Source organism: Sciscionella marina DSM 45152 (assembly GCF_000379465.1).
Taxonomy (GTDB): domain Bacteria; phylum Actinomycetota; class Actinomycetes; order Mycobacteriales; family Pseudonocardiaceae; genus Sciscionella; species Sciscionella marina.
On record NZ_KB905390.1, the window covers coordinates 34,643 to 47,991 of the forward strand.

24 protein-coding genes and 1 tRNA gene are annotated in these 13,349 nt (G+C 67.1%); 1 reads left to right on the forward strand and 24 read right to left on the reverse strand.

Translation table 11 applies throughout. From position 1 onward, the window contains the following. The first annotated feature begins 17 nt into the window (after positions 1-17). Positions 18-94, forward strand: a tRNA-Met gene (locus A37U_RS0115755). Between the two features lie 77 nt (positions 95-171). On the opposite strand, the gene A37U_RS0115760 is transcribed toward A37U_RS0115755, so the two are convergent. From A37U_RS0115760 to A37U_RS0115880, 24 genes are all read right to left on the reverse strand, one after another. Beyond that, positions 172-1,533 carry a tyrosine-type recombinase/integrase gene (locus A37U_RS0115760; RefSeq protein ID WP_020497611.1) on the reverse strand — a complete coding sequence of 454 codons (1,362 nt, stop codon included), beginning with the start codon at positions 1,531-1,533 and terminating at the stop codon, positions 172-174. Continuing rightward, a complete protein-coding gene (locus tag A37U_RS0115765) occupies positions 1,533-1,745 on the reverse strand; it encodes a helix-turn-helix domain-containing protein (RefSeq protein WP_020497612.1) in 213 nt (70 codons plus the stop codon). Before A37U_RS0115765 ends, A37U_RS0115760 begins: the two co-directional genes overlap by 1 nt. A gap of 172 nt (positions 1,746-1,917) precedes the next feature. Continuing rightward, positions 1,918-3,381, reverse strand: a complete 1,464-nt coding sequence (locus A37U_RS0115770; protein WP_020497613.1) for a DUF3631 domain-containing protein — start codon at positions 3,379-3,381, stop codon at positions 1,918-1,920. 138 nt (positions 3,382-3,519) lie between these two features. Next, positions 3,520-3,687 (reverse strand): hypothetical protein, encoded by a 168-nt coding sequence (locus A37U_RS51545; RefSeq protein WP_020497615.1) that lies wholly within the window; start codon positions 3,685-3,687, stop codon positions 3,520-3,522. Between the two features lie 2 nt (positions 3,688-3,689). Next, entirely contained in the window at positions 3,690-3,980 is a 291-nt protein-coding gene (locus A37U_RS43940) for a nucleoside triphosphate pyrophosphohydrolase family protein (protein ID WP_020497616.1), read from the reverse strand. A gap of 23 nt (positions 3,981-4,003) precedes the next feature. Next, positions 4,004-4,912 carry a bifunctional DNA primase/polymerase gene (locus A37U_RS0115790; RefSeq protein WP_020497617.1) on the reverse strand — a complete coding sequence of 303 codons (909 nt, stop codon included), beginning with the start codon at positions 4,910-4,912 and terminating at the stop codon, positions 4,004-4,006. A 77-nt stretch (positions 4,913-4,989) separates the two neighbouring features. Beyond that, on the reverse strand, positions 4,990-5,172 hold the full coding sequence (locus tag A37U_RS51550) for a hypothetical protein (protein ID WP_157182853.1): 183 nt from the start codon (positions 5,170-5,172) through the stop codon (positions 4,990-4,992). A 21-nt stretch (positions 5,173-5,193) separates the two neighbouring features. After that, positions 5,194-5,376: a hypothetical protein gene (locus A37U_RS0115800; RefSeq protein ID WP_020497619.1), complete on the reverse strand. Its 183-nt coding sequence runs from the start codon at positions 5,374-5,376 to the stop codon at positions 5,194-5,196. A 13-nt stretch (positions 5,377-5,389) separates the two neighbouring features. Next, positions 5,390-5,551 carry a hypothetical protein gene (locus tag A37U_RS51555; RefSeq protein WP_020497620.1) on the reverse strand — a complete coding sequence of 54 codons (162 nt, stop codon included), beginning with the start codon at positions 5,549-5,551 and terminating at the stop codon, positions 5,390-5,392. A gap of 237 nt (positions 5,552-5,788) precedes the next feature. Then, positions 5,789-5,965, reverse strand: coding sequence for a hypothetical protein (locus tag A37U_RS51560; protein ID WP_020497621.1), 177 nt, complete (start codon positions 5,963-5,965; stop codon positions 5,789-5,791). 123 nt (positions 5,966-6,088) lie between these two features. Then, positions 6,089-6,286 carry a hypothetical protein gene (locus A37U_RS43945; RefSeq protein ID WP_020497623.1) on the reverse strand — a complete coding sequence of 66 codons (198 nt, stop codon included), beginning with the start codon at positions 6,284-6,286 and terminating at the stop codon, positions 6,089-6,091. 15 nt (positions 6,287-6,301) lie between these two features. After that, positions 6,302-6,484 (reverse strand): hypothetical protein, encoded by a 183-nt coding sequence (locus A37U_RS0115825; protein WP_020497624.1) that lies wholly within the window; start codon positions 6,482-6,484, stop codon positions 6,302-6,304. A 31-nt stretch (positions 6,485-6,515) separates the two neighbouring features. Beyond that, the gene (locus A37U_RS0115830) at positions 6,516-6,698 is read right to left on the reverse strand and encodes a hypothetical protein (protein WP_020497625.1); all 183 of its coding nucleotides are present in this window, start codon (positions 6,696-6,698) and stop codon (positions 6,516-6,518) included. 25 nt (positions 6,699-6,723) lie between these two features. Next, positions 6,724-6,867: a hypothetical protein gene (locus A37U_RS51565; protein WP_020497626.1), complete on the reverse strand. Its 144-nt coding sequence runs from the start codon at positions 6,865-6,867 to the stop codon at positions 6,724-6,726. Between the two features lie 126 nt (positions 6,868-6,993). Next, complete coding sequence (locus tag A37U_RS51570) at positions 6,994-7,140, reverse strand: hypothetical protein (protein WP_020497627.1); 147 nt, start codon at positions 7,138-7,140, stop codon at positions 6,994-6,996. Positions 7,141-7,193: 53 nt separating this feature from the next. Beyond that, positions 7,194-7,607, reverse strand: a complete 414-nt coding sequence (locus tag A37U_RS0115845; protein WP_020497628.1) for a hypothetical protein — start codon at positions 7,605-7,607, stop codon at positions 7,194-7,196. A 253-nt stretch (positions 7,608-7,860) separates the two neighbouring features. Then, on the reverse strand, positions 7,861-10,323 hold the full coding sequence (locus A37U_RS0115850; protein WP_020497629.1) for a hypothetical protein: 2,463 nt from the start codon (positions 10,321-10,323) through the stop codon (positions 7,861-7,863). A 278-nt stretch (positions 10,324-10,601) separates the two neighbouring features. Then, positions 10,602-10,784 (reverse strand): hypothetical protein, encoded by a 183-nt coding sequence (locus A37U_RS0115855; protein ID WP_020497630.1) that lies wholly within the window; start codon positions 10,782-10,784, stop codon positions 10,602-10,604. Positions 10,785-10,856: 72 nt separating this feature from the next. Next, positions 10,857-11,057 (reverse strand): hypothetical protein, encoded by a 201-nt coding sequence (locus tag A37U_RS0115860; protein ID WP_020497631.1) that lies wholly within the window; start codon positions 11,055-11,057, stop codon positions 10,857-10,859. 111 nt (positions 11,058-11,168) lie between these two features. After that, entirely contained in the window at positions 11,169-12,155 is a 987-nt protein-coding gene (locus A37U_RS54885; protein WP_020497632.1) for a hypothetical protein, read from the reverse strand. Positions 12,156-12,161: 6 nt separating this feature from the next. Beyond that, positions 12,162-12,380, reverse strand: coding sequence for a hypothetical protein (locus A37U_RS0115870; RefSeq protein WP_020497633.1), 219 nt, complete (start codon positions 12,378-12,380; stop codon positions 12,162-12,164). After that, positions 12,377-12,772 (reverse strand): hypothetical protein, encoded by a 396-nt coding sequence (locus A37U_RS0115875; RefSeq protein WP_020497634.1) that lies wholly within the window; start codon positions 12,770-12,772, stop codon positions 12,377-12,379. The genes A37U_RS0115870 and A37U_RS0115875 overlap by 4 nt, the downstream gene beginning before the upstream one ends. Positions 12,773-12,825: 53 nt before the next feature. Then, the gene (locus A37U_RS51575) at positions 12,826-13,029 is read right to left on the reverse strand and encodes a hypothetical protein (RefSeq protein ID WP_157182854.1); all 204 of its coding nucleotides are present in this window, start codon (positions 13,027-13,029) and stop codon (positions 12,826-12,828) included. Positions 13,030-13,066: 37 nt separating this feature from the next. Further along, positions 13,067-13,339, reverse strand: coding sequence for a hypothetical protein (locus tag A37U_RS0115880; RefSeq protein WP_157182855.1), 273 nt, complete (start codon positions 13,337-13,339; stop codon positions 13,067-13,069). Positions 13,340-13,349: the final 10 nt, after the last annotated feature.

Sequence of the window (13,349 nt, forward strand, 5' to 3'; positions counted from 1 at the left end):
TGTTCTCAACACACCGACGCGGGGTGGAGCAGTTCGGTAGCTCGCTGGGCTCATAACCCAGAGGTCGCAGGTTCGAATCCTGTCCCCGCTACCAGCCAAAACGGCCCTCCAGAGAACATCTGGAGGGCCGTTTTTCGTGGCTGTGTAGCCAAATGTGTAGCAGACCGACCGTCACGAGGCCTTTTTCGAAGGCTTCGAGTGGCCGACGGCTTCGCCGATGAGCTTCCCGATTTGGTCCGCCGCGGCCCGGTCAGCTCCCTTGGTCTGGTGCACATAGTCCTTGAGCAACTGGGCATGCCCGATCCGGTCGCTGAGCACCTTCACGTTCACCCCGGAATCCAACGAGAGCGTCGCGTAGGTATGCCGAATGTCGTGCAGCCGAATCCGGCGCACCCCCGCCGCGTCCACGAGCTGATTGAACCGGCGCGTGATCGTGTCCGGATGCGGACGACTCCCGTCCTCCCACACGAACAGCTCATCGTTGTTCTCGTAGCCGGACCCGAACGCGCGCCGCTCGTCATCGAGCATGGCCACGTGATCGCGCAACGCCGCGACCGTGAACACATCGAGGGACACATCCCGCTCGCCCGCATCGCTCTTGCCGTCCTCGTCGATTACCTGACCGTTGACCACCACGCGCGTATCGAGCAGCGAGAGCACCGCAGCGTCGAGCTTCAGACCGGTACGGGTCGACCCGGCGAGCTCCGAGCGGCGCATGCCCGTCGTCGCGACCAACACCCACATTCCGGCGAACCGGTCGCGCATCGCGACCTGCAACCACCGGGCAAGCTCCTCCAAACTCCACGGCTGCTCAGTCGTCTTCTGCCCACGACGACGGCGAGGCAAGCTCGCGTGCGCGGCGGCGTTGAAACTGACGTAGTCCCACGCCACCGCGTCATCGAGTGAATGATGCAGCAGCCGATGCACGTTGAGGATCGACTTGCGAGCCAAACCTGCCGAGTAGTCCACGGGGATCCTCCCGTGCTGGTAGCGGTGCACCGCCTTGCGCGCGGCGTGATACGACGTGTCGCACACCTTGCTCAACTCCGTTGGCCCGGGACCTTGACCGTCCCGCTTTTCCTTGTGCTGCAACCAGTACGCGTACATGCGCGCGTTCCCGTCACCCTTGATCCGACCGCTTTCAGCGAGCCGGGCGTAGTAGGCGTTCAGCACCGGAACGCTGAGCCCTCCTTGCAGCGGATGGTGGCCGATCAACGGGTACACATAGGACTCGGCATTGTCGACGTAGTTCCGGTAGGTGCTCGGCTTCAGCGCCGGTTCCACCGCAGGCAGCCACTCCCGGAGGAACTGCTCCAGCGTGCGGCTGGACGGCTTCACCACGCGCCCGGCATCGACCTGAGCCTTGAGCGCGAGCGCGGCCTCCCACGCATCGTCCTCGGTCTCGAAACCGCCCTTGTACATGCGCTGACGGTCGCCGGTCACCAAATCCGGGGCGCCCTCCACGAGGTAGGCCCACTTCTTACCGCGCGGGTACACGGAAATGCCGGGGATGCGGCGCTTCTTCTCAGCCATCAGGCGGCTCCCTTCTGGGGTTCGTCGGCCTCGGTGATCAGTTCGCGGAGGAGAGCGGTGACGAGGTAGGTCCGGCCGCCGATCTTGCGGGCCGGAAGGTCACCGTTTTCCGCGTAGCGGTAGGCAGCGGAGCGACTGATACCGAGCAGCGTCGCGCCACGCGGCACGGGAATCAGCGGGGGCTGATCGGTGAAGGGATCGTGAGGCAACATGCGAGTTCCGTTCTGGCCGGGTCTGTGGGCGCGGTGCTCTGTGAATGGGTGTGGTGTTGGCGGTGCGCTGGTGCCTGGCCGGTTGGGTGGTGGGTGGTGGTTCGGTTTGGGGGTGCGCTACCTCCGCTACCTGCGCTACTTTGCTGGTCACAGCGGTAGCGGATGGGGTTTCCTATCCGCTACCTGCGCTACCGTCGTCTGGGTCGGGTAGCGGAGGTAGCGGCAGGGTTTCGGTGTCCGCTACCGGGTTGACCTGCGGGGTAGCGCTGGTAGCGGAGGTAGCGGACTGGGGGAGGTAGCGGCTCCATGCGTCGTGGAGTCCGGCGTCGGTGCGGTAGCCCTTGCGGTTGTTGCCGCTGACCTTGACGTCGACGGGCTTGATTTCGTATCGGCCGAGCAGTCGGCTCAGTCCGCGGGAGTCGAGGGGTTTTCCTTTGAGTTCGGCCCATGGCGCGTCCTCCATGTCGTGCAGCTCGGTGAGGATGGTGTCGGTGTGCATCCGGTCGGTTCCGTGTTTGGTGAAGACCCATTTGAGGTCTTTGAGCAGGCGGACACCGAGACTTCCCTTGTCGCCGCTGGCTTGGGCGACGAAGTGGGTGCAGGCGGCGCGGGCGGTGTCGGGCCAGTGCCCGCCTGCACGGTCGGCGATCGCGATCAGGGGTTCCCAGATTTCGGCGGCACGGTCGGTGACTCCTTCGGGCATGGTGGGTCGGGCGTTGGCGAGGTATTCGCCGTGATGCCCGATCCAGGTGGCGAGTCGCTGCCGTAGGGGTTGGGCTTGTGCGGTGACGGCTCGGTCGTCGTAGGGCTCCACGGGTTCGAGTTCTGGGTTGCGGCGTCGCATGTGGATGGTGACCGCGCGGGTGGTGATGGTGTCGGGCATGTGTCCGGCGATCCCGGCCAGGACGGCGGGTGCGTAGACGGGGAACCGCTCGACTTTCATCGCTTTCGCGTCGCCGACGCAGCGGGCCACGGTGGCGGTGCGCTTGTACCCGGCGTTGAGCAGGGCGCGCAGGTCTTCGTTGTTGCCTCCGTTCTTGGGGTTGAAGATCGTGTCGACTTCATCGAATAGCAGCGTGATCGGCCCGTCCGAGACCATCCGGAACAGCGCCGCGGGGGTGGCGGAGATGGTCATTTCCGGGTGGGCGGTGAAGTGCTGGGCGATTTCGAGTACCCGCGTTTTCCCGGATCCGGGTTCGGCCGAGTCCAGGATGACCCGCGGGGTGACGTAGAAGCAGTCCGCGGCGTGGGTGTGGGCGTACCAGAGCGCCAGCATGGGTGCGCAGTGCTGGTCGGGGAACGCGCTGAACCGCAGGATGAACGCGGTCAGCTCGTCGAGGATGTCGTGGCCTGCTTCGGGTGTGGCTTCGGGACCGGTCAGCCATGGCATGCTGCCCGGATCGGTGTCCGGGATGGTTTCGTCGGGCATGGTCGGTTCACCGTCGCTGGGTTGGGGGCGTTGGGCGCGCGCGGTTTGCCAGGCGTGCTGGCAGGGTTCGGTGCAGAAGTCGTCGGAGACCGAGTCACCGAGCCCGGATCCGCACTGCTGGCACAGCGGGGCCGGGCTCGGTGAGGTCTCGGTGGGGGTGGTGACGGCGTCGATGGCCGCCAGGGTGGCGTCGAGTTCATCCGGCATCGGTTTGTCCTTCGGGAGCGCGGGCGACGTCGGCGGCCTCGGTGGCGGCACGCTGTTCGACAGTGGTTGGGAGCGTGGCGGCGAACATGGGGCCTCCGGTGCGGGTCGGCGCTTAGGGACGCGGTGGGTAGGTGACCGTCACGGGGACGGCGGGGGTTGGGCTGACTGGACTTCCATGTAGATCCGGCCAAGCTCGCCGGAACGGTTGCGGTAGAAGCGGCTGGTCTCGCGCACGGGGAACAGTTCGGCGATCAGCGCCGCCGCGCGTCTGGTTTCGGGTTCGGTTCCGGTGATGCGAATACGCATTGTCAGTGGCTTTCGGTGCGGTTGAGGTGTTCGAGCCAGGCGACCGCGACGGCGGCGACTTGGGTTGCTTCCTCGCGCAGGCTGCTGCTGTGGGAGTGGTGGTCTGCGGTGCCGAACTGGTCGGCGAGGGTGGCTTGCGCGAGTTCTCCGACTTCCTCGGTGAGGATGGCCAGCCAGGTAGCGGCGGGGTGGTTCTGCTGGCCCCACTTGAGGTGCTGGCGGGTGCGTTCGTGCTGTACCTCGGTGAGAACCTGATTCGTCGCGGTGGGGTCGAAGGTGCTGCTTGTGGTCATGAGTGGTTTTCCTGTCCGTAGGGTTACGCGGCCTGGCTTTTGGCTGCGAGGGCGCGCGGGTTGCTCTGTCCTTTGTGGAGTCCGGCCGTGATGACGCGCTCGATTTCGCGTGGGGTGCAGCCGCAGTTGCCGGTGATCAGTGTTTGGGCTGCGTCGGTGAGGGTGGTGTGGGCGCTGTGGTGGTCGAGTTGTCCGGCTCCGATGAGTTGGCCGATGCGGTAGGCGGCGCTGACAAGGGTTTCGTTGTGGTGTCCGGGTTCCGCGTTCCGGACGCGGTCGCATTCCCCGGCGAGCGCGACTTTCCCGTAGGTGCTGCTGTGCACCGTGACCGGCGCGTTCTGCTGCTTGGGGGTGTGGTGTTCGCAGAGGGCTTGCAGGATCCACGCGGGCAGTTCGGCGGGCTCGGTGTCGTCGGCGAGCTCGTAACCGCCCGCGGGCAGTACGGAACCGGGACCGACGACGTACCCGCCTTCGGCGCGGGTGTCGACCGCGGCCGCGAGCACCGATTTGGTGTTGCGCAGGTGCACCCCGTCCGGGATCCGGTAGTACAGGTGCGACCCACCGGAGGGGGTGGCCACGGTGTAGGTGTCGGGCAGGGTGACCCCGCGGGTGGCGGCCAGCTCGGCGAGCCCGGCCGCACCGTCCGGGCTGCCGGGGTGTTTGGGGGTGTCGAGGTCGATCACGAGCAGCCGTGATGGCCCGGTGGCGACACCGATGTTCCAGGGGGTGTCCTGCCATCCGGCGCGGATGAGTTCGAGGTCGGTGGTGGCGCGCTGTTCGGGGGTGCGGTGCCCGCCCGTGCAGCGTCCGGTGCGGGGGCAGTCGGCTTCGCGGTGCCCGGTGGGGGTTTTGCTGTTGGGCCGGAGGGGGAACACGTGCCAGCCCATCAGGGCTAGGTACAGCGCCCATTCGGCGAGGTCGGTGGTAGCCATCGTGGGTGGTCCTTCGTGTGCAGGGTGGGGGTGGTGCTTGGGGGCAGGTCCGGTGAACCTGCCCCCAGGCGGCGTGGCTATTTCGGTGGGCGGGGTGGGTTACCGACCCATCCGGCGATGCGCACGCATTGGCGGCACATGGGGGCGTTGCGGGGTGCGCCGGAGCCGATCGGTTTGCCGCAGCGGGCTTTCATGTTCGTGTTCAGCCCGGTCACGTCGAGGAAACGCTCGAAGTGCCCGACGATGTGCATAGGTTCCATGAGGTGGTCCTCCCCGGGGAGCTACTTGCGGTTGGTGCGGGGCGGGTCGGTTTCGCCGGTGATGCGGGCGCACTTGCGGCACAGCGGCGCGTTCTTGGTGTTGGGCAGGACCGGTTTGCCGCAGCGGGCTTTGATCTGGTTGTTGTTGAGTCCGAGGTGATGCAGGAGCATTTCGAACTTCCCGACAGCGTGTACGGGTTCCATGGGGTCCTTCGGGTTAGCGGCCGCGGCGTTGCCGGGCCTGGTTGCGGTAGTGGTCGGCGCTGGTCTGGGCCTGTTTGCGGGTCTTGGCGCTGTTGTTGGGATTACGGGCCTCGCGGGCGAATTCGGCGGCGAGGGTGAGGTAGCGCGAGCGGTCCCGGTCACGGTTGCTGGGCATGGGGGCTCCCGGGCTATTTGCCGTGGTGGCGGCGCATGTGGGTGGTGAGCCGACCGAAGGTGCGGAAATCGAGTCGGCAGCTTCGGCATTCCCAGCGGGAGCGGCGCCTTGCCGAGCGGTACTTCTGGTCAGGGGCTACCATGGGTGGGTTCCTTCCTTGGGTGGGAACAGCCCCGGCCAGCACGCGTTCTCTGAACAGAATTTCCGTGCTGGCCGGGGCCTTGTACTGGCGGGTGGCTAGGGCTGCTTGCGTCGTTGTTTGCGGATCTGGCGGGCTTCGCGGCGGTAGAAGTCGGCGCGGGCCTTGGCTATCTGCCGGGTGCGCGGGTCCTCGCTGGGGTCCTTGGCCTGGGCGTAGTGCGCTTGGGCGAGCTGGTCGAACTGTTCTTCGGGGGTGGCCGGTGGTGTCGGCATCCGGGTCCTTTCATCGGTGGGTGCTGATGTGGCGGCAGCGTTTGCAGATCCACACGCGCCGGGTCCGGTGGAACTGGTAGTAGTGCCCCATCCGGCGCGTGCACTGGTGCGGGATCACGTTGGTCACGCTGGCCTCCGTGGGCGTTCGGGTGGGGTGCCGGTCCAGCCCGCGCGGCGCGCGCATTCCGGGCAGGTACGGGCACGATCGGAGGGTGGATCGTGGGCGCGTAGCCGTTTCCCGCAGTAGGTCTTGACCGTGCGGGTCAGCCCGAGCCGATGCGCGTATCCGCTGGCGTCCTTGGCGATGTGGATGGGTTCCATACGGGATCCCCGGGGTCAGCGGTACTCGACACGGTTGATGCCGTGGACGTGCATGGTTTTGGTCGCGCCGCCTGCGACGGCGCGAGCGTCGATAGTGATGACGCCGTACAAGGTGGAGGTGTGTTCGACGGTCCACCACTTGCCGCGGATCATCGCGCGCATTCCGGGGCGGAGCTTGTCGGCACGAATCTTGGCCATGGCTGGGTTTCCTTCCGTAGAGGTGCGGGGGTTAGCGGGTTTCCATGCGGTCGCGTCGGCGGGCGTGCAGGTACACGTTCCGGCCATTCGGCGCGGCGACCAGGAGGGTCACGAGGCCGCCGCTGGTGTCGGTGGTCTTCACGGTCGACCACTGGCCGTCGACGTCGACGCGCATGCCGGGACGGATCTGGTCGGCGCGGATCTTCTTGGCCATGAGAGGTTTCCTTCCGGGCAGGGGGTTAGCGGCGGGCGCATTTGGGGCACATGACCCCGTCGTTGGGTGGTGGGGCGAGTTTGCGTTTACAGCGCGCGCACCGTGCGGTGTGGCGGCACTCGGTGCGCGGGATACCGGAAGCGACGATGTCGCGGCGAACGATCGCCATCGCAGGTGTTCCTTCCTGTTGCGGGGCAGGGTGTTTCGGGGTGGGGGCTGCCGGGGCCAGCAGCAAGGCGTGCGGTACTGGCCCCGGCAGAGCTCGAGGGGCGCACCCGGGCAGGGTGCGGGTGGGTTAGCGCTTGACCTTTTTGACGCGGGCGGCGTCGATGACTTCGGTCTGGCCGTTGTGCGGGTAGCGCACGCGCACGTGTCCGCTGGCGCGGACCGGGGAGATGGTCTTGATTTCCTGGCCGGTGGCGCGGTCGATGCTTCGGGGCATGAGAGGGTTCTCCTTCGAATCTGTCGGGGGCGCGGGGTCGGGGTGTGCGTGGTTCAAGAGTCGGCGAACAGGGGTTCGCCAACGGCGGTGTCGAGCAGTCGTTGCAGCCGGGCGGCCTCTTCAGCGAGGTGGTCGCGTTCGTGGCGCAAGGCGCTGCGTTCATGGCGTAGGGCGGTGAGTTCGTCGGTGGCCCGCGCCAGGGCGCGCCGGTGAGCGCGGGCGAGCGCGGCGTACGTGCTCCGGTGCCGTGTCTGGGTTTCGAGGAGGTCCCAGAACACGCGCCGCTGCCGGTTGGCGCGCACGAGCTCGTCGGCAAGCCGGGAGCGGTCGCCGGACAGTTCGCCCATGACGGCGACCGCACCTTCGTGGACGTCGTCGTAGGTGTAGTACTCGCGTTCGTAGAACTCGTTGAGGTGTTCGGCGAGCCGTTCGCAGGGGTCATCCGCGGGCGGGTACTGGGTGGTCATGTCTCCTCCAATGGTTACGGTGTGTATCTGCTGGTGGGTGTGTTGAGCTGGCCGCGCGGGCGGCCGGTGGGGTGCTCGCGCGGGGGTTTTCCGGGTTTCCGCTGGTTCCGGCCGGGTCGGGTCTAGGATCTAGGCTGCTGGCCAGCGGGTATGTGGGGGTCTAGAGGCGGGTCTAGGTCTAGAGGGTGCCGGGTCTAGGAATCCCGGCACCCTCTAGACCAACTCTCGGTTACTCTCCGTCTAGATTGTTGGGTTACTCGTCCGGGTCGTCGCCGGGTTGGCCGCTGTCGCGGTTGGCTTTGGCGGCCCGGACCGCGGCGGCGGTGTAGCCGTTGCGGTTGGTGCCCTTGCCGTTCTCATCGACGGCCCAGACCGCGCCGGGCACGAGCCCGACCGGGCGCAGCGCGTCGGCGAGTGCCTTGGCGGTCCAGCCGCTGTACACGTCGCCGTGCAGTTCGGCCAGGCGGGCGAGGATGACGCTGGTCCAGAGCTTCTCGGCGCCTTCACCGTCGAACACGGTGACGACGTCGGCGAGCACGTCGAACCGCGGCTTGGCGCTGGTGTGCGCCTGGTCGGGGTCCGCGTCCACACCTGCGGCGTAGCCGGTGAGCAGCCCGCGGGCTTCGCGGACGGCACGGGCGGCGGCGATCCTTTTTTCGACCGCGGGCCCGTCGAGCGCCACGGAGCGGGTGATGGTGGCGTCCGCGCCTTCCCCGCGGTAGTAGCCGATGCCCTTGTCCGCCCACGCGAACGTGGTGGCCCGGATGCCCTGCTTGTGCGCGGAGGTACCGAGCACCATGTCGTTCTCGGTGTGGCCCTGGACTTTGAGGCAGTACCGGATGATCGCGTTCGCGCTGATCCCCGGGGGGATCGATTTCGCGTCCGGGCGCTGGGTGGCCAACAGCAGCGTGATCCCGGTGGCGGGTCCCCGCTTGACCAGGTCGGTGCAGATCTCGGTGAACCGTTTCCCGTGGTCGGGGTGCTCGAACAGGATCTGACACTCGTCCACGCCGATCACGATCGGCCACAACCCGAGCGAGCGTTTCGACGCCAACTCCGGTGTCACCTTCGAGTCCGGGCACACGTCCTTGGGCAGGCCGCGGATCACCTTGGCCCGACGCCGCATCTCGATCCGCACCGCTTCGAAATCGGCGAGGATGTATTCGATGTCGTCGTCCTCGTCCCCGGCCCGATGCCGATGCGCGATCGGCTCGAACGGATCGAGGTCGCCGGTTCCTTTCAGGTCGTAGGTGTGCAGCTCGGTGCGGGGATCGAGTGCGGCGATCAGCAGCCACAACCGCAGCGTGAACGTCTTACCCATCCGCGGGACCGCCCCGATGATCCCCGAGATGTAGATCAGGGTGATCGAGATCCACTGACCGCGCGGATCGGTCCCGAACGGCTGCGGTTTGAACACATCGACCTCGCCCGCCTTGGCCAGCGGCCAGGCGGGCTGTTTGGCCTTGTTCATGTCCTCGTCCCCGATGAACAACACCAGCCGTCCCTCGTGCACGCTGGCGTCCCCGGAAGGCCACACCGACCCGAGCGGCCGACGCAGCCCCGAGGCGAGCTTTTTACGGCGTTCCATGACCTCGTCGGCGGTGACCCCGGGCGGGAGATCGACCACGACCCGCGCCCCGGGACCATCGCGGGTGATCGGGGTCGGGAAGTGGATGCCCTCCTTCTTGGCGATGGCCTGATTGATCCCGGTCAGCCCGAGCGAGCCGAGCCCGCGCACCACGATCTCGCTGGTCACCTTCTCCAAACCGTGCTTGACCACCGCCCGGCCGATGACCGGCTTGTCACGTGGCGAGCCGACGAACCCGAGCCCGCACACCAGCGCCACGAACGTCAGCAGCCGCGGCCCGGCAGGCAGCAGCCACCACACGAATACCGCCCCGATCAGCAGCGGCAGCACCACGAACCCGAGCGTGATCAGGCGGTGCTTGACCCGGTCGTTGCGCTGGTGCGAGAGCTGCATGTACGTGGCCGCGTCCCCGCCATCACTGGCACCCGTGCGCAGGGGTTTCGATTCGTAGTCGAATGCCCAGCGCATCGTGTCCCGCACCGCCCGGTACGTGCCATACGGGGCGCGCAACGCCAGGCGGCCTACATACAGCGGGATCCGCACCGCGTGGAAGGCGACCACGTGCAGGGCGTACTGCACCGCCCACCGCAGGACGGCGGTGCGCTGGCTGGCCTGTTTCATCCACGGCGCGATGATCGGATGCCGCGCCGCTTCGGCCGCCGCGGCGCGGGCGGGCAGCTCGATCCGCGTCGATTTCCCTGGGGCATCGACCGCGACCGGTTTTGGTCGATCGGTCGGGTCCTCAGGATCCTCCTCGCCGCCGGGGTCATCCGGGGCCGAATCCACCGGTTCCGGATCGGCCGGGACACCTCGATCCTCCCCGGTCCCCGGGTCGATGACGGTGCCCTCGACCACGGTCGGCACCTCATACTCCCCGCCGTCTTCGTCGGTGTCGACTACCTCGTCCGAATCGACTGCCTCGTCCGGATCGACGGCGTCGTCGGGGGCGCTGTCGTCGGGGAGGCTGTCGGGGTCGGTGTCGGTGGGGATCGATCCGCGGGGGCCGGGGATCGCTTCCGGGTCATCGGCCGACCCGGGACCCGGGGTGTCCGGGTCGGTGTCAGGCAGCACGGTCCGGAGCGCGTCCGGGTCGTGGACCTGCCCGTTGCTGGTTTCAGTGTTGTACATCGTGGACCCTCACTCGGATCAAAAGGAAAAGGGAACAGGGGATCCCCGCGGTGCGGACACCGTGCGGGGCGTCCGCACCGCGGGGATCCCGGTGTGCGCCCGGCGGGGGTGGTTAGCTCGGTGGGAGACGGAGCCGGGGCCACCAGCCGCATTGGATGCACGTGGGGGCGTGGTCACGGTCTTTCTCATGCCAGCGCCACACCCCGCCCGCGGGTGTGCGTCCGGATTGCCGGCACTTGGGACAGGGCATGCGCGTGGTGCGGATCGTCTTCACCAGGTCACCAACCCTTCACGGCGTTTTTGGCGCACTTCGGGTGGTAGTTGCTGCGACCACCGCGGCTCGCGAGGGGCTTACCGCAGCCGTCACACACGTCACCGCCCTTGCCGGACCATTTCGAGGCGGCGTGCCGGTTGCCCTTGTCACGCAACCGCTCGTTTTTCTGGGTGGTCAGAAATCCCATCGCAGTACTCCTTCACGAAAATCGGGGGGAACACTCGGGAAACCCGGGCAGGGAACGGGGAACGGGGTGGGGTTAGGGCAGGAGGCGGCGCAACTGCTTGCGCAGCCGGTCTTCCTTACGGCCCAACTTGCGGCCTTTGCGGTCCCACTTCGCGTACTCGCGCAGCTTCCCGCGCTCGGTGCACTCCTGCGCTTTCTTCGACGCGTGACGGATTCGGTCCTGGACCTCGCGGATCTGGGACTCGATCCGGCTGGCCTTATCGAAATTCGACATGCACTTCCTTTCCATAGGGGGACAGGGCTTCTTCGGGCACGCGCGTCCCCGCACCCGAAACCCACACGGGGAATTCCGGGTGTCGAAGCGGCGCGCGTGCGCGTTTCCTGGTTAGGCCGCTACCGCGCTGGTTTCGGCCTGGTACTCGTCACGCAGCAGCCGCGCCCGGGACGGCGCGCACCGCAACGTGGTGCGGATCTGCTCGGCCGAGGGCGGCGCGGTGATCCGACCGTCCTCGATCGCGGTGGCGAGCTCGGCCCGCAACTCGTCCAGCGACCGCGACGCTGCCGGTGCCGGTTTCGCCGCCCGCGACTTCGCCTTGCGGGTCTTCGGTTTCCGCGCCGGGCCGGTCTTCGCGGCCGGGGCCGGTCCCGGGGTGGCGTCGGTGATCCGCGGGATCGGGATGGTCTGCTCGCACGCTGATTCGGCGAGCTCCGTACCCGCGGTCGTCTCCGGTTCAGCAGGTACAGCCGGGGAAACCTCGGCACCGCTTGGGGCGGCCGGTTCCGGGGCGGGGTTCTCGGTCGGTGCGGGGGTGTGCCAGGTGGCGGCGTGGTTGACTGCTTCGGTGAGCCGGTCGCGCAGGGTGGGGGCCATCTGCGCGGCCAGGAACACCAGTACCGGGGGAACCGAGTGCAACACGATCCCCGACAAGGTGAGTGCTGACCACGATTGCCACGTGTTCATGACATACGTGGCCAGAAAGCAGAACCACTTGGTGCGGTTGACCCACGTCCCGGTGCCGACCTGCCAGCGGGCGGTGACCTGCTCGGCGCGTAGCACCGCGACCAACACCAGTGACACCATCGGATCCAGCAGCCACGCCGCGCACCACGGCAATGACCACACCGCGGCGGCCGCGGCGGCGAAGGCCTGGACGTTGGCCATCGTGAACCCGAGACCGAGCACAATCCCCAACCACACCAGCACATCCACCTGCGTGCGCACCCGCTCCACCCGCAACGCCACCACATCAGGGTGACTCGTGGCCGCCCGTACCGCCGCCGCTTCGGCAGCGTCCGCGGTCAGCCGATCCGCCCGCGAGACCACCGGCTCATCCGGTGTCGCGCTGGCCTGGCTCGGCAATGTGCGCGTCATGACCGGTCACCTACCTCGCACGATCGCATCGGCCAGCTCCCCGAATGCGCCCCCGGTGAACTCGTCGGCCGGGTTCCCGCACAGGGCGGCGCGGAGCCTGCGTAGCTCGCCTGCGACCGCCAGTGACGCGTAGGCGTTCGCGATCGTGGCGTTGACATGCGCGTCGCTGGATCCCGGGTAGCGGGTGGCCAGTTCGGCGTAGTAGTCGGCTTGTCCGTAGCTCACTGCTGTTCACCACCTTGTTTCAGGGCGCGGCGCATGTCGTGGATCTCGCTGGCGAGGTCGGTGCAGCGGTACGCGTCGGCGATCGCGGCGATTCCGAGCAGGACGGCCAGCGGCCAGCCGAGCCAGCCGGGCAGCACGTCGTGCACGGTGAAATAGGAGGACAGCCACGCTCCACCGAGGTCGAACACGACCCCGAGCACGGCGATGGTCATCACCAGCCAGGCGGGGGTGTAGGTCACCCTGCCGTGGCGGAACTGCGCCAGATACAGCCGCAGCGGCCGCGACGATTCTGGTTCCGGTTCGCGGGATTGTGGCTGGTGGGGTTGCGGGATCGAGTCCAGTTCGCGGGCCAGCTCGGGATGCTGCTCGGCGAATTCTCGTGCGTTACTCATCAGACAAACTCCAGGAGAGAAAAAGGGGATGGCGACGGGTGTGGTCGCCGGTTTCAGAGGAACTTGCGGTATTTACTGACACAGGTGGTCTGTTCTTTTTCGAGTTTCATGGCTTGCAATCGAAGTCGTTTGCAGGTGGCATTGTCACCGCTGGACTGTGCTTTCTCGGCTTGCTTGTCCAGGTCGTGTATCCGTCGCCGGTAGCGCCATATTTCCCGGCTCAACTCGGCCTCCCTGGCACGTTTCGCACGGCTCATAGCTAGTCGCTCACTCCCGTACTCGCAGGTGTTGGGGCTAGACGTTGATGTGCAGGGCATGCAGCAGCCCCATGGGAAGGTTCAGTATTTGAGTGACGATGGTGTTTGCTGGCCCAGCAAGCGCGGACTTCAGGAGCACCACACCGAGCATCACGCCAAGAAACAGGGTGACGATGTGATGCCATCCGGCCTTGACTGCAAAAAAGGCCAGAACAACCAGGATTAAGAGGGTGATAGTTCCGCTGACAATCATGAGGGATACGCCTTCAAATAGGAGATAAGGTCGGCGTTTCGGGGCGCGTTCGACCACACCCCGAAAC